Below are 20,539 nucleotides of genomic sequence, written 5' to 3' on the forward strand. Positions count from 1 at the left end.
GGCCGGTGCCGGATCCGGTACCGGTGGCGACGACGACCTCGCTCTTGAAGCGCTTCGATGCGCGTGGGGGTACCGGAGTCAGCCGTTCAGGGGCGGGTAGTGTATTCGAGGTTCGAACAGCTCTCCGTGCGACCCGCGGTGGAGACTGTGATGGGCAAGCCGTCCGTCTGAGCCCGCTTGCGTGCGACTTTTGAAAGTGGAGCGGATGAACGTGTCGACCGGCGGCAGACGGTTGCGAAGCCTGGCCGCCACAGCAGCCCTCGTCTGTGCGGTCACTTCGACAGCCGGCCCGAGTCATGCGGCTCCGGGCGACCCCGGTCCGCAGGACGACAGGACGATCGAGGGCATCCGTGCCGAACTGGACGGTCTCTATCGCCAGGCGGAGGTGGCCACCGAGGCGTACAACGCCGCGGACGAGAAGGCGGCCGAGCAGCAGAAGCGGCTGACGTCGCTGCGCAAGGACCTGGCCCGCGCCGAGGACCGGGTGGACGATCTGCACGACCTCTCGGGTGCGGCCGCCCGTACCCAGTACCGCGGGGGGAACCTCGCCGCCACGGGCATCCAGTTGCTGCTCGGCGACCACCCCGACCAGGCCCTGGACGAGGCGTCCCAAGCGCGCCAGGCCCTGCGGAACCTGGTCGGCGTCGCCGAGACCCAGAAGACCGCCCGCGCGGAGCTGAGCCGGCACACCGAAGCCGCCGCGAAGGAACTGCGGAAGCTGAAGAGCACGCGTGCGGACAAGGCCGAGGCGAAGCGGAAGATCGAAGGCAGGATCGCCGCGGCCGAGCAGATCGAGGCGGGACTGGAGAAGGAGCAGACCCGCAGGCTGGCCCAGCTGGAGAAAGAAGAGGCGAAGGAGGCCGAGTCCAGGTGGACGGCTTCCGGCCCGGACGCCGACATCTCCACCGGGACCGGCTCCAGCGGGGCCGGTGCGAGTGGCAGCGGGACGAAGGCGAGCGGGGCGGCCGCGAAGGCCGTCGACTTCGCGATGGCGCAGATCGGCAAACCGTACGTGTGGGGCGCCGTGGGGCCCTCGTCGTACGACTGCTCGGGACTCACCTCCACGGCATGGGCGGCGGCCGGGCATCCCGTACCCCGTACCTCGCAGGCGCAGTGGCAGGGCCTGACCCGGGTCGGCCTCGCGTCCGCGCAGCCCGGTGACCTGATCATCTACTACAGCGACGCCACGCACGTGGGCATGTACATCGGAGGCGGGCAGATGGTCCACGCCCCGCGGCCCGGACGCACGGTCACGACCGCGCCGGCCGCCTCCATGCCCGTCCTCGGTGTCGTCCGGCCCGGAGTGTGAGCGGATGTCCCACTCGCTGACACCCCGTGACGAGGGGAACCTGCCCGCGCTCGGCGCACCGCCGCTGATCCGTCTCGACGCCTACGTGGCCGAGGACGGCTCCACGGTGGTCAACGGCCATCTGCTGCAGATGGGCGGCACGAGGCCGCCCAACGAGGCGGTCCTCGACGCTGTCGCCATGTTCGCCCGCACGCTGGGGGCCCCGGTGGCGGCCACCGTCATCGACCGCACCGTGCAGCAGATGGCACGCCTGCGGGTGTACCCCGACGGCTCCAGCCGGACCATCGCCGACGAGGACGACCTGCCGCCCGGGCCCGAGCGCACCGCCGCGGAGGAAGAGGCGTTCCCCCCGCTCGCCCGCGTGGAGCGGATCATCCAGCACGCGCAGCGCGAGGAGCTGCACGCGGCGTTCGTCCTCGCCGGCGCGCTGCGGGAGCACCTCACGCTGCGCAGGGGAGCGGAGGACGAACTCTCGCTGGAGGCACGGGCGATCGAGGCGTACATCGCGTACCGGCGAGGCGACTACACGGTCTCCACGGCTCTGGCGCTGACCGTGGCGCGCGTCCGCTGCCGCACCGAGCTGAACCGGGCGGCACCCGAGGTGGCCCGTGCCACCGCGGCGTGGCAGCGGCTGACGGACGAGAGCCAGGTGGCCACCCGGGGACAGGAACTGCTGCACATGTGGGAGCGGCTGTCCGAGGAGGGCCTGCTGCTGGAACCGTCCCACCAGGCCATGGCCCAGGCTGTCCGCAGCCGGCTCGCACAGGGCGTCCAGCCCGTACCACCGGCTCCGAGCGTGACACCGGCCGTGACCGCGGATCAGGCTCCGGTCGCCCCCGAGGACAAGCCCCTCAAGCCCACGCGACGGGGGCTGCGGCGTTTCACCCGGTGGCCCGGCCGGTCCGCCGGGGCATCGCCCTGAAGGCCCGTCGCGGCACGAGTCGTCCCGTCACTGGTGAGCGCAACCGTGGGGCGCGGCCCGAAAGTCGGTGGCCGTCGTGCGTGAGCCGCCGATACCGTCGGGCTCCCGGCCGGCCGCAACGGCCGGCGGCCGTCCCGACCAGAGAGTGTTTCCCATGACCGGCCGGCGAGCAACGACGACCCTGTGGCGTCCCACGGGCCCCGAGGAACTGGAGCTGGTGCGCGAGCTGGACTGGCGCGCCTGGCCACCCCGGCTCCTCGCCCTTGCTGAGCACGTCCCGCGGAACGGCTTTCACGTCGGGGAGTTCGGGACCGCGGCCACCGGCGGGAACAGGCAGGTCCACGGTGGTCGTGCGCTCCTCCGGGTCCCGGCTCTCACGGTCACCCTCCTCGGCATCGGCGGGCAGTAGTACTTGACGAGGTGGTCCATGGGACGGCTCCTGTCCGATGGCTTGGGCACGTCCCCTGGGCACGTCCCCTGGGCACGTCCCCTGGGGACGTCGAGACGACGCGGGCAGCGTAGTGACCAGGACCGGCAGCGCAACGGCGAAGTCGAGCCAGTACGGAAACCGGCGAACTGCGCCGTCTGCTCGTCCGCGCCCAGGGTGATCGGTCGCCTCTGTACACGGCGGACGGGCAGGGGCTCGCGGACGTCGAGGACCTCGTGGGCAACGTGCCCTTGGAGGATCCGGCGCCGGAGCTTTTGGACGGCCTGGCGGACCGGCTCGCCCGTGCGGCCGGCCCGGGACGGGTCGTGACCTACGGGGGACTCGCCTGAGGCGTCGTCGGCACCTGTGGGCCGGGCCCGCCGGCGGGCACGGGACGCGTACGACGAGCGGTGGGACCGGGGTCATGCCCAGCGCGTGCTGATGGCGGACAGGAGCCGCAGCTTGTCATGGCTCTCGGTGCCCGGAGCGGCGGTGTAGACGAGCAGGTGGTGCGACTGGTCCGGGTCGAGAAGTCTTTGGCAGTCCAGCTCCAGCGCGCCGACCTCGGGGTGGACGAAGCGTTTCACCTGGCCGGGGTGGATGCCGACTTCGTGCTTGCTCCACAGGCTGCGGAATTCGTCACTCCGTGCGAGGAGGAGGTCGGCGTAATGAGCGGCTCGGCTGCCGGGACCCCGTAGCGTGGCGATCTCACGCAGGCCGGACGCGAACATCCGCGAGAGCAGCGGGTGCTCTTCGCGCGCGTACAGCTCGCGGCTGGCGGGATCGGTGAACCAGCGGTAGCCGATGCTGCGCGCCGGGCCGGTGTACCGGGTCGTGTCGCCGGTGAGCGCGACACCGAGCGGACTTTGGCGCAGTGTCTCCCCGAGTTCGGTGACGATCTCCGCGGGAGTGTCGCCCAGACGGTCGAAGATGCGCAGCAGGCCGGGGCTGATGTGATCGCCGGCCGCGCCCCGGTCGGGCGGGTTGTGCCCGGCGAGACGGAACAGGTGGTCACGCTCGCTCAGGGAGAGGTGCAGGCCTTGCGCGATCGAGGCGATCATCTGTTCGGACGGCTGGGGGCCGCGCTCCCGCTCCAGCCGGGCGTAGTAGTCGGTCGACATGTGACAGAGCGCGGCGACTTCCTCGCGGCGCAGTCCACTGGTCCTGCGGCGCTGTCCGCGCGGGAGACCGACGTCCTCGGGCTGCAGCAGTTCCCGGCGGCGCCGGAGGAACGCCGCCAGCCCGGTCCGATCGATCTCCATGTGTTCTCCTCCCTCGCCGCCGCCTCCTTTCTACCGCCGGCCCGCGCACGTATCCACGGATCGCCGGGCCCCCCTTTCCCGCAGCGCGGCAGTCCCGTGATCCGCGGACCGACGAGGACGAACGGCCCGTCCACCCCCTCGTCAACAACGCGGGCGTCATGACGCCGCCCGACCGGCAGACGACCGCCGACGGGTTCGAGCTGCAGTTCGGCACCGACCACCTCGGCCACTTCGCCCTCGTCACCCGTCTGCCGCCACTCCTGCGAGGTCACCCGCGCGCGGGTGACCTCGCAGGAGTGGCGGCGCGGCGAACAGCAACGCCATCAACTGGTACGACCTGAACTGGGAACGGTCGTACCACGGCATGCGCGCCTCCAGCCAGCCGGACTCGACCGTGCGCCGGACGGCCGGGCCCGGGGCTCCTGTGCGGCGGCGCAGCTCCTCCGCCGCTCCGGTCCCGTACCGGTGCCGGGCGAGGTCGAGCAGCCGCTCCCGGTCGGCCTCGGCCGGCCGCAGCCGGGGCTCCTTGCCGAGCACGGCGTCGGCCGGTGCAGGGGAGCCGGGGTCGACGCCCCGCAGCAGTGGTGTCGTGCCGTCCGGCAGCTCGAAGCCGGAGCCGGCGCCACCCTCCACCGGGGCCTGGACGGTCTCGTGATCGCATCCGGCCACGGCCGCGCAGAGCAGCGGGAGGCCGTCGGCGCCCGGAGTGTCCGGACCGACGCCACCCTCCAGACAGGCCCGTACCGCGTCGGAGTCCCGGTCGGTCACAGCTGCCACGAGCCGGTCGGTCAGGTCGTGTTCCGGTGCTGCCGTCCGCCCCCTGATGCGCCGTCGGACAGCACGGTGTCCAGGGCCCGGATGGCGATCACCTGGGCCCGCCGACCCACGATCCCCACCAGGCCGACGCGGACCCGCAGGTGGATCCACTGACATGAAGCCGACAGACCACACGGTCCGCCCGGCACCGCAGGGCCGGCGCCTGCCTGCGGCACAGGGCTGAAGAGGCCTCGTGCTGTCTGTGCCGTCTTCCCCCGGCCGGGGGAGAAGGAGTCCCCCGTGTACGGGATCTGCCCAGAGCCGCCGACCGGTGTACTGAGGCAGTCGGCGACGTCAGGAAAAACCTTTTGACCGTTCCCGAATGAGGTGCACAGGTGCCTCAAGCAGATGGCGCCGCAAGCGGGACGGAGTTCCGTAACCCGTTCCTTGACGAAGGGGAAAGCATGTCGGCACGGACGAAATTGATGACGGCGATCATGGTGGCGGTGACGGCGGTCCCGGCCGTACCCGCTGTGGCGGCTCCCGCCCCACCTCCGGCAAGAGCCGGCCACGAGACCACCCAGAAGGCCATGGAAGCGGCGGTGGGAGACGGCGTACCCGGTGTCGTGGCCCGGGTGAAGGACCGGCACGGCACCTGGAGCGCCGTCTCGGGTGTGGGCGACATCCGGACGGACGAACCGCGTTCGGTCCACGACCGTTACCGCGTGGGCAGCATCACCAAGACGTTCGTCGCGACGGTCCTGCTCCAGCTGGAGGCCGAGGGACGGCTGTCCCTCGACGACACGGTGGAGCAGTGGCTGCCGGGCCTGGTCCTCGGCAACGGTCACGACGGCCGTGGCATCACCCTGCGGCAGCTCCTCAACCACACGAGCGGCATCTTCGACTACACCGCCGACAAGACCTACCAGCACACGTACGTCCTGAAGGACGGGTTCTTCGAGCACCGCTACGACACGCTCAGCCCGTACGAGCTCATAGGCATCGCCATGCGACACGAACCCGGCTTCCCGCCCGGCACGTCCTGGGGCTACTCCAACACCAACTACGTCCTGGCGGGCCTGGTCATCGAGAAGGCCACCGGCAACCCGTACGGCGACGAGATCCGCCACCGCGTCATCGAGCCCCTGAACCTGCACGCCACCACCGTCCCCGGCACCTCCACGAAGGTGCCGCGCCCCAGCAGCCGCGCCTACGGCAAACTGGCCGAGACCACCACCGGTCCCACGTACGACATCACCGAGATCAACCCCTCGTCGGCCCATGCCGCGGGCGAGATGATCTCCGACTCGGCTGATCTGAACCGCTTCTACTCGGCCCTGCTGACCGGCAAGCTGCTCCCGGCGCGCCAGCTTGCCGCGATGAAGACGACGGTCGAGGAAGGCGTGCCCCCTCGCACGGGTTACGGCCTGGGCATCATGAAACTGGAACTGGGCTGCGGTCTCACCGTCTGGGGCCACAGCGGCGGCATCCGCGGCTCGTCCTCGGTGGCCGCGGCGACAGAGGACGGAAGCCACGCGCTCGCCTTCAACTTCAACAACGACTGGTCGGGCGACAGCCAGGCGGTGGTCGAGGCCGAGTTCTGCGGCAAGTAGACCTCCGACGGCCGGGCAGCCCGCCTCCTTACACGCGGTGTGTCCCCGGCCGGTGGGCCGTGTGGACGGCGGGGACGAGCCGCCCGGCGTCGCTGCCCCGGCCGCCCCGCGTGCCCGGTCCTGCCGGCGGCCGCCTCAGAACCGGAAGGCTCTCCGGCCCCGCTCGAACAGCGCGGAGAGCGCCTCGACGGGGTCCTCGGGCAACGCGGGCGGGAAACGGACGAAGACGGGCCCGGCGTGTTCGCGGAGTACACGCAGGTGTCCCCGACGCCGGCGGAGCTGTTCGGCGACGTTCTCGCCCGGGGCCGTGCCAGGGCGGCGGCGAAGCGGATGGTGTGCGGACCCGTCCGTGCCCGGACGCGGACGGTTCGGCCCTGACGGCCGTGTCGGCCTGTTCAACGGGGTGAGGTGTCGGTCGTGGACCGCGTGAGCTGCGCGAAGGACCGACCGCCGGCCGGCTGTGCGGCCGGCCCGGTGGCCGGTCGCGACGGCACCGCGAGGGCGACGCGGACCGCGCCCGCCCACACCAGGGCGGCCCCGAACAGATGCAGAACGACCGCCGCCGCGGGCAGGGAGGTCAGCGACTGGAACACTCCGACCAGCCCCTGCGCCGGGAAGACGGTGAGGAACGCCCCGGTGCGCCGGCGGGCCGGGGAACCTTCGGGCAGCCCGGCGAAGAGCCGAACACCCAGCACCAGACAACCGGCTGCGATCAGGCCGTGCGCCACGGTGACGTCCGTCCAGTCGAAGGGCATCCGGTTCACGTCGGAGGAGTCACCCGCGTGCGGTCCGGAACCGGTGGCCGCGGTGCCGACCACGAGCGGCAGGGCCGTGCCGGCCGGCAGCCACCGGCCCAGCGCGACGGCGCGTTGCGGCAGGACGGCCGGTACGGACGCGTCGTGCTCCAGCCTTTGCACACGGTCCCAGGTGACGGCCGCCGCGGTCAGCAACAGGGTCGCCGCGAGGAAGTGCGCGGCGACGATGTAGGGGCTGAGCCGCATCCACACCGTGACGCCGCCGACGACGGCGTTGAGGACGATGACCCAGAACTGGGCCCACGCCCCGCGCAGCACCGCCCGCGACGGCTCGCGCTGCAGCCGGGCGGCGATGACGAGCCAGCCGACCACCAGGCACAGGGCACCGGTCAGCAGCCTGTTGCCGAACTCGATCACACCGTGCACGCCCATCTCGGCCGTGGGCGCCAGACGCCCGCCGGTGCACGAGGGCCACTGCGGGCAGCCGAGCCCCGACCCGGTGACCCGCACCACCCCGCCGGTGACGATGATCGCGACAGCGGCCGCCACCGACGCCAGCGCGGCCATGCGCAGGCTGCGCGGCCCCCAGGTGTACCGACCGGCCAACCAGGACAGCGGTGTCCGCACGACGACTCCTCGCTACGGATAGGGCGCCGGTCCGGAGACCAAAGGCGAAGTACCGGCTCCAGCCTTTTCGGGCAGGCGGCGTCCCGCGGGGTCACCTGCTCGTGGGACGCCGCCTGCATCAGCTCCCGCGCTCAGGCGGCGGGGCTGAGACCGGGCACGACGAGGTGGGTTCTGTCGTGACGTCCGGTCAGGTCCTGATGCGGATGCCGGTGTCGGGCGAGTGCACGGCCGAGGCGGAGGGCAGGACCGATCAGGTCAGGGCAGGCCAGACGGTCATCCTGCCCGCCTGCCCGCCTGCCCGCCTGCCCGCCTGCGGGTGCGGTGCGGCACCCACGGCCGTCGGTGGCCCCGCGCGTGCCTTGGTCGCCACGACCGTCGGAGGCAGGGCCGTGATGCCGGGTAGCGACGGCAAAGTCTCCCTTCCCCGGCGGAATGACATGCCTCTGTCGGTGATCTCGCCGGCTCGGACATGGTGTGGGCGCGGCTTCTCCTCCTCGAAGGTGGGTCCACCGAGAATGTTCTCGAGCATCCGTCACTGCACCCCGATGAGCCTGTCCCGGCCGAGGCGTCGGACGGGGCGCGGGTACTCGGTCCAGGAGCCGATGCATCAACTTGCAACGTCCAGACCGGACTTGGCAGGGCGGAGAACCATTGCACTTCATCTGGAGCGTGCCTCGTGCCGGGGCGATGCGGCCAGACCGTAAATGAGCACTGTCATCGCAGCTCAAGCGCTCTGTGTTGATGCCCGCTCGGCCCCTGGGGCGAGGCGCCCGTGGTGAGGGGATCCGCCCATGCCCGCTGGCACATGACCGAACACGCCGACAGCCCGGCATGCGGTGCGGGACCATGACATCCCGCTCGGAGCCGCACCCTGCCCCGTGCCATCTCCACGCCCACGGCTACGTCCGTGACGAGGCATGTCCGCTCCGCTTGCGGGTCGCTCCGCGATTGGTCCTGTGACGTGCTGGTTTGGAGGTCCGGCGAGCTGGTGGTTCAGCAGTCGCCGGTCGGCCCGTTACTCGTACCGGTACTTCAGCGAATCCGCCTCCGCCTGCTCGATGTCAGCGATCGTCAGCTCCGGCATCCGCAGCTGGGCCAGTGTCACCTCGGCCGAGGTCGGCTGTGCGTCCGCCGGCAGCCACTGCTCCGGCTTCCAGGCCCCGCTGCGCAGGAGCGACTTGGGGCAGTGCGGATAGACCTCCTCGATCCCCAGCACCAGCGCACTGGCCGGAGGCTTGCCCACGGCGGTCAGCCGCGACAGCAGCTCCGGGCGGGTGGAGACGCAGGCCCGGCCGTTCACCCTGAGCGTCGTGGTGCGCCCCGGGACGACGAACAGCAGCCCGGCCCGTCCGGTGGCGACGACGTTCTGCAGGGTGTCCAGACGCTTGTTGCCGGTCGCGTCCGGTACCGCCACCGTCCGTGTGTCCAGGACGGTGACGAACCCGGCGGGGCCGCCGCGCGGGGAGACGTCACAGTTGCCCTCGGCGTCGGCGCTGGCGACCAGGACCAGCGATGAGCATGCGATCAGCCGCTGGGTCTGTTCGGTGAGTTCGGTCATCTGCTTGCGTACGGCCACGTCGCTGGGGAGCTCGTAGACCTGGCGCAGCGTCTCCTGGTCGAAGACGGCGTCGAGGCGGAGCGAATCGAAGGCACTGCCGACAAGGGATGGCATCATGCCACCGACTCTAACGAGCCGACCTGCGATTGACCCGGGAACTCCCAACGAAATGATCTTCGAGGCGGTTGCTCCGCTCCGGAGCACGTGATCCGGGGATGCGGAGTGGCGCGGCCGAAGCCGGGGGAAGCCGATGCGGCGACTGGAGCCCGGGTCTGCTTCGGAGGGACGAGACGGACCTGACCGGCCGGCCGACGCAGGGACGCACCTGGGGCCGACGCGGGACCACCCCGACGGACAAGGTGCCTGGCCGCGGCACTGCTCGCCCGTGGGCCCGGCCGACCGTGACGTCGCTCCGGGTGACTGCGGCTATGACCACGACAAGTACCGCCGCCCGGCCCGGGACCTCGGTGTGAAACCGCTGATCGCTCGGCGTGGTACCGCGCTCCCAGCGCCCATACATGGGCTGGTACCGCAGCGTGACACCTTACGGGGAGTGTGTCTCGGCTCGGTCCACGCGCAGCACCAGGAGCAGAACCGCCGCTCCTTCGCAGGCAGGTCCTGCACCGTTGGCGGATTCGCTACCGGTGCCTGCCGTATCTCGTGTCCACACGCATCGCACGTCGCAGCCGGATCCCGTCCTGGCAGCTCCACACCTGCCGGTGACAGCGGGGCCCTCGGTCGAACCGCTGCCCGGCAGGGGTTCTTCGAGCGGCAGTGTGGCAAGCCGCGGACCGGCCGCGAACCGACGGTCGGACTCCGGGCCGCCTTCCTTGCCGGAACCCGGCAGCCTGCGGAAGCCTGAACCTGCCACGGCGGCACCTCCCGTACCGACATACCGATCGGTACCGTTCCGGACATCACCCGGCACCCCGAGCCCTGGGAGGTCCTGTGCCGAGAGAGCCCCGCACCTGGCAATGGGCCGTGCCTGTCGCCCTGGGCCTGATCCTCGTACTGTTGTCCGCCCGGCTCTTCGCCACCGTTCCGGTCCGGCAGGCCGAGCAACGCGCATACACCACCGCGTCCGCCTGTCCCGCCGGGACCGCTGACACCCGCGCGGACGACTGCACGACGCGCGTACCGGCGGCGGTCGAGCGCAAGGAACACAGGGCCACCCCCAAGGGCGGCGGGAAGAACTGGCTGCATCTCGTCGAGCGCGGCGCGAACGACGGGCGCCGGGTGCGTATGGACGACGTCGGCGGTCCCGTGTACGAGTCCGTCGCCCCGGGCGACCGCGTCACGGTCACGTACTGGCGCGGCGAGATCCGCAGCGTGCAGGCCGGCGACCTGTCCGAGGCCACCCGCGCCACGCCGGTCGACGGCTGGCGGACACCGCTGGGCGCCGCCCTGGCACTGCTGCCCGTCGCCCTCATGCTCCTGCACACCGGATGGTTCTACCGTTACCGCTACGACCCCGCCGTGCTCCGGCACCGCTACATGTGGGGTGTCTCGACGGCCTTCCTGGCCGCCGTCCTGCTCGGTGCGTGGGCGTTCCTGGCGAGTGGCATCGGCGACGGCGTGCCGGGCGTACTGCTTGCCGCGGCGGTCGGCGCACCTCCTTGTGCGGCCCTGGGCTTCTTCTTCACGTGGACGGTGTGGCGTCGCCTGCTCAAGGCGAACGACACGAGCGACATCGTCCCGAGGGTGCCGGCCGGACGCCGGGTGCTGTCCGCCGACGTACGGGGGAACGTGCCCTACAGCGTGGACGGTCACGGCTGCCTCGTGGTGGGCGACGGCCGCCCCGCGACCTCGCCCGACCCGACGGGCCGCTACGCACTGGAGGAAGTGCCGGAGACGCTCACCGTGCAGGGTGTACGGGGATTCCGGCTCGGCGAGGACCCCGACGGCTGGTTCCAGAAGTACAGGTACACGGGCGTGGCCATGGAGTGCCGGGACGGTGACGAGACGGTCCTGATCGCGACGAAGCGGCGAGACGCGCCGGTCGTCCTCGGGGCATTGCTCGACACCTTGACGTGCTATCCGTCCTGACTGCGGGTTCTAGCCCGAATGCTTCGACCAGCCGCCCATTCCGCACCGGTGGTGCCAAGCAGACAGCAGCGTCGGTGCATCGCAAGAAATGGGGCCCTGCACGCGAGCGGCAGGGAGTACGGATGCAGTGCCGGTACCGTCACGGCGATCGGCGCTCCCGGCGAGCAGTCCATCGCCCAGTGCCTGGACGGCATCGAGCGCGTCCTGCCCGCCTTCGTCCGCAACCAGGGCGTCGACCCCGCCACCCCGTCCTGACGCCCGGCCGGCCCGGACGGAGCGACCGCCCTGCGCCGCGCCGGGCTGCGCGGCATCCTGCAGACCGGCAGTGCCGGGCTCGGTGCCGACGGCGACGACATCCTCACCATCGGGGACGTACCGCACACCCTGCTGTTCCCGCGGCCGGCCGCGGTGGTCGACCACACCGGGGCCGGCGCGTCGGCCGCGGTCCTGCGCGCCGCGGTGCCGGTAATTCCCGTGCCGGTGACCGTCGGCCAGCCGTTCCGGGTGGGACGTCGTGCAGCCCTCGGCGCCGCGACCGATCCCGTTCCCTTCCGGGCTCTCGCCGCCGAACGGCTCGCCGACGCCCCCGGCTGCGTGGTGAAACAGCGGGCATGCATACACGCTGCTGCAACAGCGGCGCACCACATCGCGACCGAGGGCGGAGCAGGCCACGTCCTCAAGTCCGTCCAGCAGTTGCCCCACAGGCGACGTGCGACGTTGGGTTCGTCGCCCGTCGAGGCCGTCGGCGGACTCGGTTCAGGTGTCCATGCGGTGGTGACAGCACCAGCCGGGGACAACTTGTCCGCGGTTAGAACCACCCTTCATCCGGTTTCCGGTTCGCGTCAGGATCGTCCTGTCGAACAGAGGAGGTCGGACGACGGACCGGACGGTGCCGGCTGATTCTCCCTGCGCGCGTCGTGGTCCAGTACATGCGTACCGGTCTCATCTCCCATCCGGACAACACCTCGCACCACCGCACACCCGTCACCCCGTCGGCCGTACGGCCCAAGGGCGTCATGTTCACCACCAGCGGCCTCCGGGAGGTGTCCGTCCCGCGGGCCCTCGCCGCCGACAAATCACCGATCTCGTCGGCGAGTTCCGCTACGAGCACTGTCCGCTGGTTGCGCAGTGCGTCGGCTCGCTCGCCGCGGGCCGGCGCCCTGCCCGGCGGGACGTGCGACGGGCGTGACGGCCTCCTCCGTACGACTTGACAAAGCGGAGCATCGTTCCGGATAGTAAGCGGAACGACGCTCCACTTCATGCCGGCCGAAGCGAAACACTCCCGGCCGCCCCTCCATGCGCGGGTCGAACCGATCAGCCGGGCGGCACAAACCACAGAAGGGCAACCACGCATCATGAACACATCCACCACCGCACCCGTCCCCGTCCTGTCCTACAGCCCGGTGGTGCTGTCCGTACCCGGACGGCCCGTGGACCTCCAGGTCCGCGTCTCCGCGCCCGAGACCGGGTCCGGCCTGCCCGTCGTCCTGTTCTCCCACGGCCAGGGACCCTCGAACAACCTCTCCTCGCTCAACGGCTACGCGCCCATCGCCAACCTCTGGGCGGCAGCCGGATTCGTCGTCATCCAGCCCACCCACCTCGGCTCCCGGACCCTGAGCCGGCAGCTCGGCGACGCCCCCGGGGCCCCCTACTTCTGGCGCTCGCGCGCCGAGGACATGACCCACGTTCTCGACCGGCTCGACGAGATCGAGAAGGCCGTGCCGCTGCTCGCCGGGCGGATCGACCACACCAAGGTCGCCGTTGCCGGACACTCCTTCGGCGGCTTCACCTCCAGCACCCTGCTCGGCGCCAAGGTCACCGACCCCGACACCGGGGAGGAAGTCAGCTTCCTCGAACCCCGCATCAAGGCGGGCGTGCTGCTGGCCGCGCCCGGCAGGGGCGACGTCATCAACGGGCCCATGGGCCAGGCGCTGCCGGTCTTCGCAACCATCGACTTCTCCACGATGACCACACCCGCGCTGGTCGTCGCCGGAGACGAGGACGACTCCCGGCACTTCACGGACATGGGGCCGGACTGGCACGCCGACCCCTACACCCTCAGCCCCGGCCCCAAGTCCCTGCTCACCCTGTTCGGCGCGGGGCACGCACTGGGAGGGATCTCCGGATACGACGCCGCCGAGACCACCGACGAAAGCCCCGAGCGGGTCGCCGCCGTCGGACAGCTCACCTCGGCCTACCTCCGCAGCCGGCTCCACCCCGGTGACAACGCCTGGCAGACGGCGCGCGAGGCACTCGCGGCCGACCCCGCCCCGGCCGGACGAGTCGAAACCAAGTAGGTCCCCCGCAGGCGCGGCAGGAGCGGTGCTGCCCGGACACGGATACGGCGAGCGAGCGGGCACGGCAACTGCCCGGGTTCACCGGCGGACAGCGGCGTCGGCGGCACGGCAGTCCAGCCATAGCCCCGGCCGTGGCGTCCAAGCCCGCCGAGTCCGCCCAGGAACGCCGGCGCGCGGTCACCTCACCTCGCCGCCCTCGTCCGCGCAGGTGCCCGCTTCGAGAACGACGAGCTCGTCGAAGGAGCACTCGGAGTCTCCCGTTACTGGGAGTTGACTGCCATCACCCGCACAGGCGACCCCGTCCGGGTCGCGCTGCGGAGAGGCTCTTCTGGTGTGTCGGCCAAGCCTCCGCGCTGCCTGGGGGGGGAGGGGCGGCGGCTGCGGAGCCGCCCCAGGGCGCCTGGAGGGCCGGAAGACGGCTTCCCGAACAGACGGTGCACGACGCTTCCGGCCGACTCTCTCCGCCGGCACGGGCTCACAACCTTGACCCCGGTCGAGACAACGCGGACCCGACCCGGAGCCTGTGAACGAACTCCGTCTACGCGGCGGCGTCAGGTGCGCCCGCCCTTCGGGCGGACGACGGCGGTTTGTTCACAGGCTTTCAGCCGAACCGCTGACGGGGTGGTTCCGGGGGACGCCGGAGACCTGTCCTCTGCCAGCGGCAGAACACCGGCCCGACCGGGCTCGACGATCACTACAGTCCAGGCTCATGACGACGGTTACAACGCGCACGATCGAATACGAGGCCGACGGCCTGACGATGATCGGGCATCTCGCGCTCCCGGCCGGTGTCGACCGCCGGCCTGCGGTCCTGGTCGGGCCCGAGGGAGTGGGGCTCAGCGACGTCGAGCGCCGCCGGGCCGATGCGCTCGCCGAGCTGGGATACGTGGCGCTGGCCTTCGACCTCCACGGCGGGCGCTATCTGGGCGACCCCGAGGAGATGCTGGCCCGTTGCATGCCGCTGCTCGCCGACCCCGCCCGGATGCGAGGCATCGGCCACGCGGCGCTCGACGTGCTCCACGCCGAGCCGCGGACCGACCCCGGCCGGATCGCCGCCGTCGGCTACGGTACCGGGGGCGCAATCGCGCTGGAACTCGGGCGCGACGGCGTCGACCTGCGCGCGATCGCGACAGTCAACGCACTGACCACGGGGCGACCAGGCGAGGCGGCGCGCATCCGCTGCCCGGTGTGGGCCGGGGTCGGGTCGGAAGACCCGATCATGCCGCCCGCGCAACGGGACGCATTCACCGCCGAGATGCAGGCCGCGGGCGTCGACTGGCGCCTCGTGGTCTACGGCGGAGCCTTGCACGCCTTCCACCACCCACCGGTCGACCACACCGTGCTCCCCGGGGTCGGCTACCACCCGCAGCACGCGCGGCGAGCTTGGCGGGACGTCGTCGACCTGCTCGCCGAGTGCCTGCCCACAACGGAGTGATCTGGTCGGCAACCACGATCCCGGACCGCAATCAAGCCGGTCGAACGGGGCTTTCGGTAACGCCGCGAGCGTGCGTGCCGGACGCCGCTGCGCTGCGACACGGTTGGACGCGGTGCCGGCCAGGAGGTGGAGGTGATCGGATTCGGCGTCCGTGAGCAGCAGGGCGCCTGCGATCCCGGCGAGGACGTCTCCTGAGGGTCTTGAGACTGCTCTGCCTTGTTCGAGGCGGATGCAGTACTCCGTGGAGATGTGCGCCAGGACTGCTACCTCCTCGCGCCGAAGACCCGGTGTCGCCGTCGCGGGCCCGGGGGCAGACCGACGTCTTGGGGGCGCAGCCGTTCGCGGCGGCTGCGGAGAAAAGCGCCCAGCTCCTGCTTGTCCATGCTCTGAGTCTGCACGCTGTGCGGAGCAAGATCCTGGTACAGCCTGTGCCTGTGTCGGATCCAAGGACCGGCAAACACTGTTGCCAGGACCACCGGCACGGACATCACCCCCATCGGCCTGCTCAACGACGAGGTCGTGTTCATCACCGGCGCCAGCCGCGGCATCGGCGCCGCCGCGGCCCGGCTCTTTGCACGGGAAGGCGAAGGTCGTACTGGCCGCCCGCAGCACCGACGCCCTCGAACGGATCGTGCCCGAGATCCGCGCCGACGGCCGCGTCGCCGACGCGATTCCTTCGGACCTCGCCGACGGCGCGAGCATCCGCGCCGCGGTCGACCACGTCCAGCAGCTGCACGGACGGCTCGACGGCGCCTTCGACAACGGCGCAATCCCTCAGCGGCAGGTCGGCCCGGTCGACACCACCAGCGACGAGGACATCGATCAGCAGTTCGCGGTGAACTTCCGCTCGCACTGGATCGCCATGAACGCCCAGGCCGCCCTCATGCGACAGAACGCGGGCGGAGCCGTCGTCAACACCTCCAGCATCGGCAGCCGCCGCGCCCATCCCGCCCTGCCCGCCTACGGGGCCATGAAGCGCGCGCTCAACAGCCTCACCGAGACCGCCGCGGTCAACTGGGCTCTTGCCGACATCCGGGTGAACGGCATCACTCCCGGCGGCACCTCCACCGAAATGATCGACACCTGGGAGGCGGCCGCACCCGGCATCATCAAGCAGATGACCGCATCGATCCCGCTGGGCCGGATGGCCCAGCCCCACCAGAACGCCGAAGCGGCCGCTCGGCTGCTCAGCGACCGCGCCTCGTTCGTGACCGACGCGATCCTGCCGGTCGACGGCGGCGCCGGCGCCTGACCGGGACAGCCCAGCACCGCGCCACCCCCTCCAGCACCGTGCCGCCATCGCCGCCGGGCACAGCTCCAGGCGCATACAAGGGTTTCGTAGCTGGTGATCGGGGATGTTGGCGGGGCGTGACGCGGTGGGCCTTCGGCGGGAGGCTGGGGAGTTCGCGGGACTGGCGGCCTGCGCACCCGGCTCGTGGGCTGTTCGTTGTACCTGTGCGGGCCGGGTGCCGCCGCCCGCCCGGGACCGGGGCGGTGTCCGTCAGCTTGTGGGCGTGCCGATCTGGCCGCGTTCGGGCACGGAGCGCAGCTTCGAGACGGTGTGGACGGTGGCCGAGGCCGGGGAGTCGTCGGGCGTGTTTCCGGTTAGCTCGGCGAGTCCGTCGGTGAAGGTTTTCTCCGCCGCGTCGACGAGCTGGGAGCCGTCGTCGGTCAGCGCCAGCAGTGAGGACCGGCGGTCGGACGGGTTCGGCTGCCGGAGGACCCGTCCTTGTTTCTCCAGACGGTCGACGCCCTTGCTGGTCGCCCCGACACCGACGGCGGACTCGGCGGCGAGAGCGGCCACACGGGATCCGGGGTGGTCGTGCAGGCGGCGCAGGAACCCGAACTGCGAGGTGACGATCCCGTGCCTCTCACGGAGAGGGCCGCTGAGGACCACACCCGGTCCGGGCCGCTATCGGACGAGGTGGCTTTCGATGTGGTCGATGACTGTTGAGACGGCTTGTCGGTAGGCGGTGGTGGACCGGCGGACCTGGGACAGGAGCATGCCGCCCTGGATGGCGGCCAGCAGAGCGGTGGCGAGCGCGGCGGTATCGGCGCTCTCCTTCAGTTCGCCGCGTGCCTGCATGCGTGCGAGTCCTGACCTGATGGGTTCTTCCCATCGGTCGAAGGCGCCGGCGAGGCCGGTGCGTGCGGACTCGTCGCTGTCGGCGAGTTCGCTGGCGAGGGAGCCGATCTCGCAGCCTCCTTCGCATCCCGCGGCGTCCTGGCGGTCTGCTGCCCTGTCGCACCACTCGCGCAGGGCCTCGATGCTGTCCAGGCTGTCCAGCAGCGGGCGCTGCTGGGCGAGCTTGGCGTCGGTCTGGTGGTCGATGACCGCCAGGACCAGGCCCTGCTTGTCGCCGAAGTAGTGGTAGATCTGCGACGCGCTGACCTCGGCGGCCGCCTGGATGTCCGGGATGCTCGTACCCGCCACGCCCCGGTGGAACATCAGCTCCGCAGCGGTCTCGATGATGCGTTCGCGGGTCCTGCGGCCGGCCTGGGTGAGCCGCTGCCTCTTCGGCTCTGCGGCCTTCACTGGTGCGCTCATGCGCTCACGCTACCAAAGTTGGAATTGACATTCCAATCACGCCTCCCCGATGATCCTGGAAAGGTCATTCCACACCGGGTGGCCGTCTTTCCAGAACAGGTGAGTGCCATGTCTCTTGACCCGCAGATCGAGACCCTGCTCAAGCAAGTGGCCGCGGAAGGCGCGCCGGCCCCGGAGTCCCTGACGGTGGCGGAGAACCGTGCGTTCGGGCGCTCCTTCGGCTCGCTGGCCGGCGCTCCCGTACCGGTGGCCGACGTCCGGGACGCCGCCGTCCCCGCCGACGGCCGCGACATCCCGGTCCGTATCTACCGGCCCTCCACCGGGGCGGAGGCTGATCTCCTGCCCGTGACGCTCTTCTTCCACGGCGGCGGGTGGGTCTTCGGCGACCTGGACACCCAGGACAACATCGCCCGCACCCTGGCCGCCCGCTCCGGCACGATCGTGGTCTCCGTCGACTACCGCCTGGCCCCCGAACACCGCTTCCCCGCCGCCACCGACGACGCTTACGCCGCACTGGCCTGGGTCGCGGCCAACGCCGCCGGCTTCGGAGGCGACGCGGAACGCATCGCCGTGTTCGGCGAGAGCGCCGGCGGCAACATCGCCGCGACCCTCGTCCAGGAAGCCCTGCGCCACGGAGGACCCCGCATCACCCTCCAGGTGCTCGCCTACCCGGCGGTCGACCGGTTCGACGACAGCCCCTCCATGTACGAAAACGCGACAGCCCCGGTCCTGTCCCGCTCCTACCTCGAATGGTTCTGGGGCGCCTACCTGAGCACCCCCGACCAGGGCGCCGACCCGCGGGTCTCACCGGCACGCACCGAAGAGGCGGCCGGCCTCGCCCCCGCGGTCATCGCCACCGCCGAGTACGACCCCCTGCGCGACCAGGGCGACCGCTACGCCCGCAAGCTGGCCGAGGCCGGCGTACCGGTCCAGCACCTCCCGGTTGCGGGAGCCGTTCACGGCTTCCTCTCCTTCACCGGCTCGGTGCAGCTCTCGCGGGACGTCCTGAACCAGCTCTCCGACGCCGTGGCCACAGCCTTCAACTGACGTGCCCTGCACGGCCCTGCCGATCGCCGATCATGTGTCGCACGCAAGCCGGACAGCGACCACCACCGTGCCGATCCTCGCCGTGAAGCGGCCGGCCCGGCCGCTCCCCGCCCCACCGCATCCCGCGCGGGTGCGCCCCTCAACGAGCCCGGCCCGGCCGCCTTCTACGGCGGCGACCAGCGTGCCCGCACCGACCACCCGGCCCTCACCACCACTGAAGCCCAACCATGGCCACTCTTCACATTAAGCCCGGCGACAGGACCGTCGCCGTCACCGTCCAGCAGCGCACCCGCAGCACACCCCAGGACGCCCTGCGCATCCTGGCCCCCATCGACCTTCCCACCGTCTTCCGCCCGGTCTTCCCGTTTCCCGGGATCAGCGAGGTGAAGAACCGGACCGAGGCATGGGACCACGCGGGCCCCCGAAGAAACCCGCAGTTCGACGACGGCTCCCAGGCCGACGAAGAACTCACCGAATACACGCCCGGATCCAGCTTCGCCTACCGGCTGACCAACTTCACCGATGTCCTCTCCCGCCTGGCGGCCGGAGTCAGGGGCGAGTTCAACGTCAGCCCCGACGGCGACGGCGCACTCATCCGCTGGGCCCACGAGTTCAAGCCGCTGCCCGGCCGCCTCGACCTCCCCGTATCTCCCGTGAGGAGATCATCGAGACAGCCCGCCGGATCGTGGATGAGGCAGGAGTGGGCCGGCTGACCATGCGTCGGCTGGCCGCAGAAGTCGGCAGTACGCCGATGGCGCTCTACCACCACGTCCGCGACAAGGAGGAACTGCTCCTCCTTCTGCTGGACGATTACGCCGCCCGGACCATGCGCCGCCCGGAACTGCCCGCCCACCCTCGGGAGCGGATCATCGTGGCCGCCACCGCCATCCACGAGGCGCTCGCCGCCTGCCCCTGGATCGTGGAGGTGCTGACCGCCGACGACCTGCTGTCCACAAGCGCGCTGTGGTTCGTCGAGCAGATCGTCGACGGCCTGGTCGAATGCGGCCTCTCCCTCGACCGGGCCGTGCATGGCTACCGTGCGATCTGGTACTACACCGCCGGAGAGATTGTGGTCAGGACAACAGCGGCCCGACGGCGCGCAGACGATGACCGTGCGACCTACCGGGAGCAAGTTTTCGCCGATCTCGACCCGAGCGAACTACCCCGCTTGGCGCAGGCCGCAGACCGTTGGGCTCCGCTGACCGCTGAGGACACCTACCGGGACGGGCTCCGGGCCCTGGTGGACGGCCTTCTCGTCAGCCGCTGACAGACTCGCCGCCGACGATGTGCCCGGCCGCTGACGCCACGGCACTCAAGCGTCGGCAAACGATGGCACCCTCAAGTGATCAACGCACCACCTACGGATGATCATGTGGTCGTGGAGGCACTGGCGCGTGATTACGGGTTTTCGCCAGTTCAGCAGGATGAGATCTGGAGACGCTGGCGCGAGGGGCAGCCGTTCAGCCCTCTGCCGCAACGGCTCCGGGCGCCGCATGGCGAGGCGCAGTGTCTACGCACACCGGCCTTCAAGACCCCGTCCTCATGGCATAGTTTCCCCCGAGCGGATCCGCACATGAATTCCCGAAGCCCCGAACGGATCGATATCTCGGATTCAATCACCCCGAATGAACGGCTCCTGCCCATCCTTTTACGGATGCCGCGTCCGCCGTACGACCGCGCTATTCACCGTTTCCTTCTCCATGGATGGAAAGGCTGAACGCGGCAGTCGCCGGCTGCGGTTGTACGGGCTGCTGCCGGGCCGGTGGTCGGATGGATATCGGATCGCGTGGGGGAGGCGTCGGCTGGCAGGCTGCCTTGCATGGATCATGCAGAGGTGCTTCTCATCGGAGGGCGAGCTGGTGTCGGTAAGACGACGGTGGGGTGGGAGGTGTCGGCGCTGCTGCGCTCCGAGGCGGTCGCGCACGCGGTCATCGACG

The 20,539-nt window shown here is 71.0% G+C and carries 15 protein-coding genes and 5 pseudogenes; 14 read left to right on the forward strand and 6 right to left on the reverse strand.

The genetic code is table 11. From position 1 onward, the window contains the following. Positions 1-205 precede the first annotated feature (205 nt). From IE271_RS07025 to IE271_RS07035, 3 genes and pseudogenes are all read left to right on the forward strand, one after another. Positions 206-1,309 (forward strand): C40 family peptidase, encoded by a 1,104-nt coding sequence (locus tag IE271_RS07025; RefSeq protein WP_190189289.1) that lies wholly within the window; start codon positions 206-208, stop codon positions 1,307-1,309. A 4-nt stretch (positions 1,310-1,313) separates the two neighbouring features. Further along, positions 1,314-2,231, forward strand: coding sequence for a hypothetical protein (locus IE271_RS07030; RefSeq protein ID WP_190189290.1), 918 nt, complete (start codon positions 1,314-1,316; stop codon positions 2,229-2,231). Positions 2,232-2,385: 154 nt separating this feature from the next. Continuing rightward, positions 2,386-2,487: pseudogene (locus IE271_RS07035) on the forward strand (ADP-ribosylation/crystallin J1); the annotation flags it as partial. A gap of 593 nt (positions 2,488-3,080) precedes the next feature. On the opposite strand, the gene IE271_RS07040 reads toward IE271_RS07035, so the two are convergent. Continuing rightward, complete coding sequence (locus IE271_RS07040; RefSeq protein WP_190189291.1) at positions 3,081-3,920, reverse strand: helix-turn-helix transcriptional regulator; 840 nt, start codon at positions 3,918-3,920, stop codon at positions 3,081-3,083. 116 nt (positions 3,921-4,036) lie between these two features. Between IE271_RS07040 and IE271_RS41735 the strand changes: the two are divergent. Both IE271_RS41735 and IE271_RS07050 read left to right on the forward strand, forming a co-directional pair. Then, positions 4,037-4,302 (forward strand): annotated as a pseudogene (locus IE271_RS41735) (short chain dehydrogenase); the annotation flags it as partial. 838 nt (positions 4,303-5,140) lie between these two features. After that, the gene (locus IE271_RS07050) at positions 5,141-6,289 is read left to right on the forward strand and encodes a serine hydrolase domain-containing protein (protein ID WP_190189293.1); all 1,149 of its coding nucleotides are present in this window, start codon (positions 5,141-5,143) and stop codon (positions 6,287-6,289) included. A 395-nt stretch (positions 6,290-6,684) separates the two neighbouring features. Here IE271_RS07050 and IE271_RS07055 read toward each other — a convergent pair whose 3' ends face one another. Continuing rightward, positions 6,685-7,671, reverse strand: coding sequence for a COX15/CtaA family protein (locus IE271_RS07055; protein ID WP_229919174.1), 987 nt, complete (start codon positions 7,669-7,671; stop codon positions 6,685-6,687). Positions 7,672-8,686: 1,015 nt separating this feature from the next. Further along, on the reverse strand, positions 8,687-9,346 hold the full coding sequence (locus IE271_RS07060; RefSeq protein WP_190189294.1) for an MSMEG_1061 family FMN-dependent PPOX-type flavoprotein: 660 nt from the start codon (positions 9,344-9,346) through the stop codon (positions 8,687-8,689). An 864-nt stretch (positions 9,347-10,210) separates the two neighbouring features. Here IE271_RS07060 and IE271_RS07065 point away from each other — a divergent pair. The 5 genes and pseudogenes from IE271_RS07065 to IE271_RS07080 all read left to right on the forward strand — a co-directional run bounded on the left by IE271_RS07065 (position 10,211) and on the right by IE271_RS07080 (position 15,007). Continuing rightward, positions 10,211-11,275 (forward strand): hypothetical protein, encoded by a 1,065-nt coding sequence (locus tag IE271_RS07065; protein WP_190189295.1) that lies wholly within the window; start codon positions 10,211-10,213, stop codon positions 11,273-11,275. 48 nt (positions 11,276-11,323) lie between these two features. Next, complete coding sequence (locus tag IE271_RS07070; protein ID WP_190189296.1) at positions 11,324-11,530, forward strand: hypothetical protein; 207 nt, start codon at positions 11,324-11,326, stop codon at positions 11,528-11,530. A gap of 27 nt (positions 11,531-11,557) precedes the next feature. After that, a pseudogene (locus IE271_RS41740) lies at positions 11,558-11,971 on the forward strand (glycosyltransferase); the annotation flags it as partial. Between the two features lie 659 nt (positions 11,972-12,630). Then, complete coding sequence (locus tag IE271_RS43870; RefSeq protein WP_190189297.1) at positions 12,631-13,572, forward strand: alpha/beta hydrolase family protein; 942 nt, start codon at positions 12,631-12,633, stop codon at positions 13,570-13,572. A 709-nt stretch (positions 13,573-14,281) separates the two neighbouring features. After that, complete coding sequence (locus IE271_RS07080) at positions 14,282-15,007, forward strand: dienelactone hydrolase family protein (RefSeq protein ID WP_190189298.1); 726 nt, start codon at positions 14,282-14,284, stop codon at positions 15,005-15,007. 45 nt (positions 15,008-15,052) lie between these two features. Here IE271_RS07080 and IE271_RS07085 read toward each other — a convergent pair. Next, positions 15,053-15,390: pseudogene (locus IE271_RS07085) on the reverse strand (helix-turn-helix domain-containing protein); the annotation flags it as partial. A 58-nt stretch (positions 15,391-15,448) separates the two neighbouring features. Here IE271_RS07085 and IE271_RS07090 point away from each other — a divergent pair. After that, positions 15,449-16,259 (forward strand): annotated as a pseudogene (locus tag IE271_RS07090) (SDR family NAD(P)-dependent oxidoreductase). 249 nt (positions 16,260-16,508) lie between these two features. Here IE271_RS07090 and IE271_RS07095 read toward each other — a convergent pair. Further along, positions 16,509-16,904: a MarR family winged helix-turn-helix transcriptional regulator gene (locus tag IE271_RS07095; protein ID WP_190189299.1), complete on the reverse strand. Its 396-nt coding sequence runs from the start codon at positions 16,902-16,904 to the stop codon at positions 16,509-16,511. A gap of 15 nt (positions 16,905-16,919) precedes the next feature. Next, a complete protein-coding gene (locus IE271_RS07100) occupies positions 16,920-17,555 on the reverse strand; it encodes a TetR/AcrR family transcriptional regulator (protein WP_190189300.1) in 636 nt (211 codons plus the stop codon). 108 nt (positions 17,556-17,663) lie between these two features. Between IE271_RS07100 and lipP1 the strand changes: the two genes are divergently transcribed. The 3 genes from lipP1 (at position 17,664) to IE271_RS07115 (ending at position 19,869) form a co-directional block, all read left to right on the forward strand. Next, complete coding sequence (lipP1, locus tag IE271_RS07105) at positions 17,664-18,602, forward strand: LipP1 family hormone-sensitive lipase (RefSeq protein ID WP_190189301.1); 939 nt, start codon at positions 17,664-17,666, stop codon at positions 18,600-18,602. Between the two features lie 227 nt (positions 18,603-18,829). Beyond that, complete coding sequence (locus IE271_RS07110) at positions 18,830-19,315, forward strand: SRPBCC family protein (RefSeq protein WP_190189302.1); 486 nt, start codon at positions 18,830-18,832, stop codon at positions 19,313-19,315. Then, a complete protein-coding gene (locus IE271_RS07115; RefSeq protein WP_229919175.1) occupies positions 19,288-19,869 on the forward strand; it encodes a TetR/AcrR family transcriptional regulator in 582 nt (193 codons plus the stop codon). The genes IE271_RS07110 and IE271_RS07115 overlap by 28 nt, the downstream gene beginning before the upstream one ends. The last annotated feature ends 670 nt before the right edge of the window (positions 19,870-20,539 follow it).

It is taken from the genome of Streptomyces minutiscleroticus (assembly GCF_014650875.1).
Taxonomy (GTDB): Bacteria; Actinomycetota; Actinomycetes; order Streptomycetales; family Streptomycetaceae; genus Streptomyces; species Streptomyces minutiscleroticus.

Excerpts from the sequence above, each read along its gene's own strand:
- IE271_RS07050 (WP_190189293.1), top strand. The coding sequence starts at position 5,141 with ATGTCGGCACGGACGAAATTGATGACGGCGATCATGGTGGCGGTGACG.
- IE271_RS07040 (WP_190189291.1), bottom strand. The coding sequence starts at position 3,920 with ATGGAGATCGATCGGACCGGGCTGGCGGCGTTCCTCCGGCGCCGCCGG.
- IE271_RS07080 (WP_190189298.1), top strand. The coding sequence starts at position 14,282 with ATGACGACGGTTACAACGCGCACGATCGAATACGAGGCCGACGGCCTG.
- IE271_RS07025 (WP_190189289.1), top strand. The coding sequence starts at position 206 with ATGAACGTGTCGACCGGCGGCAGACGGTTGCGAAGCCTGGCCGCCACA.
- IE271_RS07030 (WP_190189290.1), top strand. The coding sequence starts at position 1,314 with ATGTCCCACTCGCTGACACCCCGTGACGAGGGGAACCTGCCCGCGCTC.
- IE271_RS07110 (WP_190189302.1), top strand. The coding sequence starts at position 18,830 with ATGGCCACTCTTCACATTAAGCCCGGCGACAGGACCGTCGCCGTCACC.
- lipP1 (WP_190189301.1), top strand. The coding sequence starts at position 17,664 with ATGTCTCTTGACCCGCAGATCGAGACCCTGCTCAAGCAAGTGGCCGCG.
- IE271_RS07060 (WP_190189294.1), bottom strand. The coding sequence starts at position 9,346 with ATGATGCCATCCCTTGTCGGCAGTGCCTTCGATTCGCTCCGCCTCGAC.
- IE271_RS43870 (WP_190189297.1), top strand. The coding sequence starts at position 12,631 with ATGAACACATCCACCACCGCACCCGTCCCCGTCCTGTCCTACAGCCCG.
- IE271_RS07100 (WP_190189300.1), bottom strand. The coding sequence starts at position 17,555 with ATGAGCGCACCAGTGAAGGCCGCAGAGCCGAAGAGGCAGCGGCTCACC.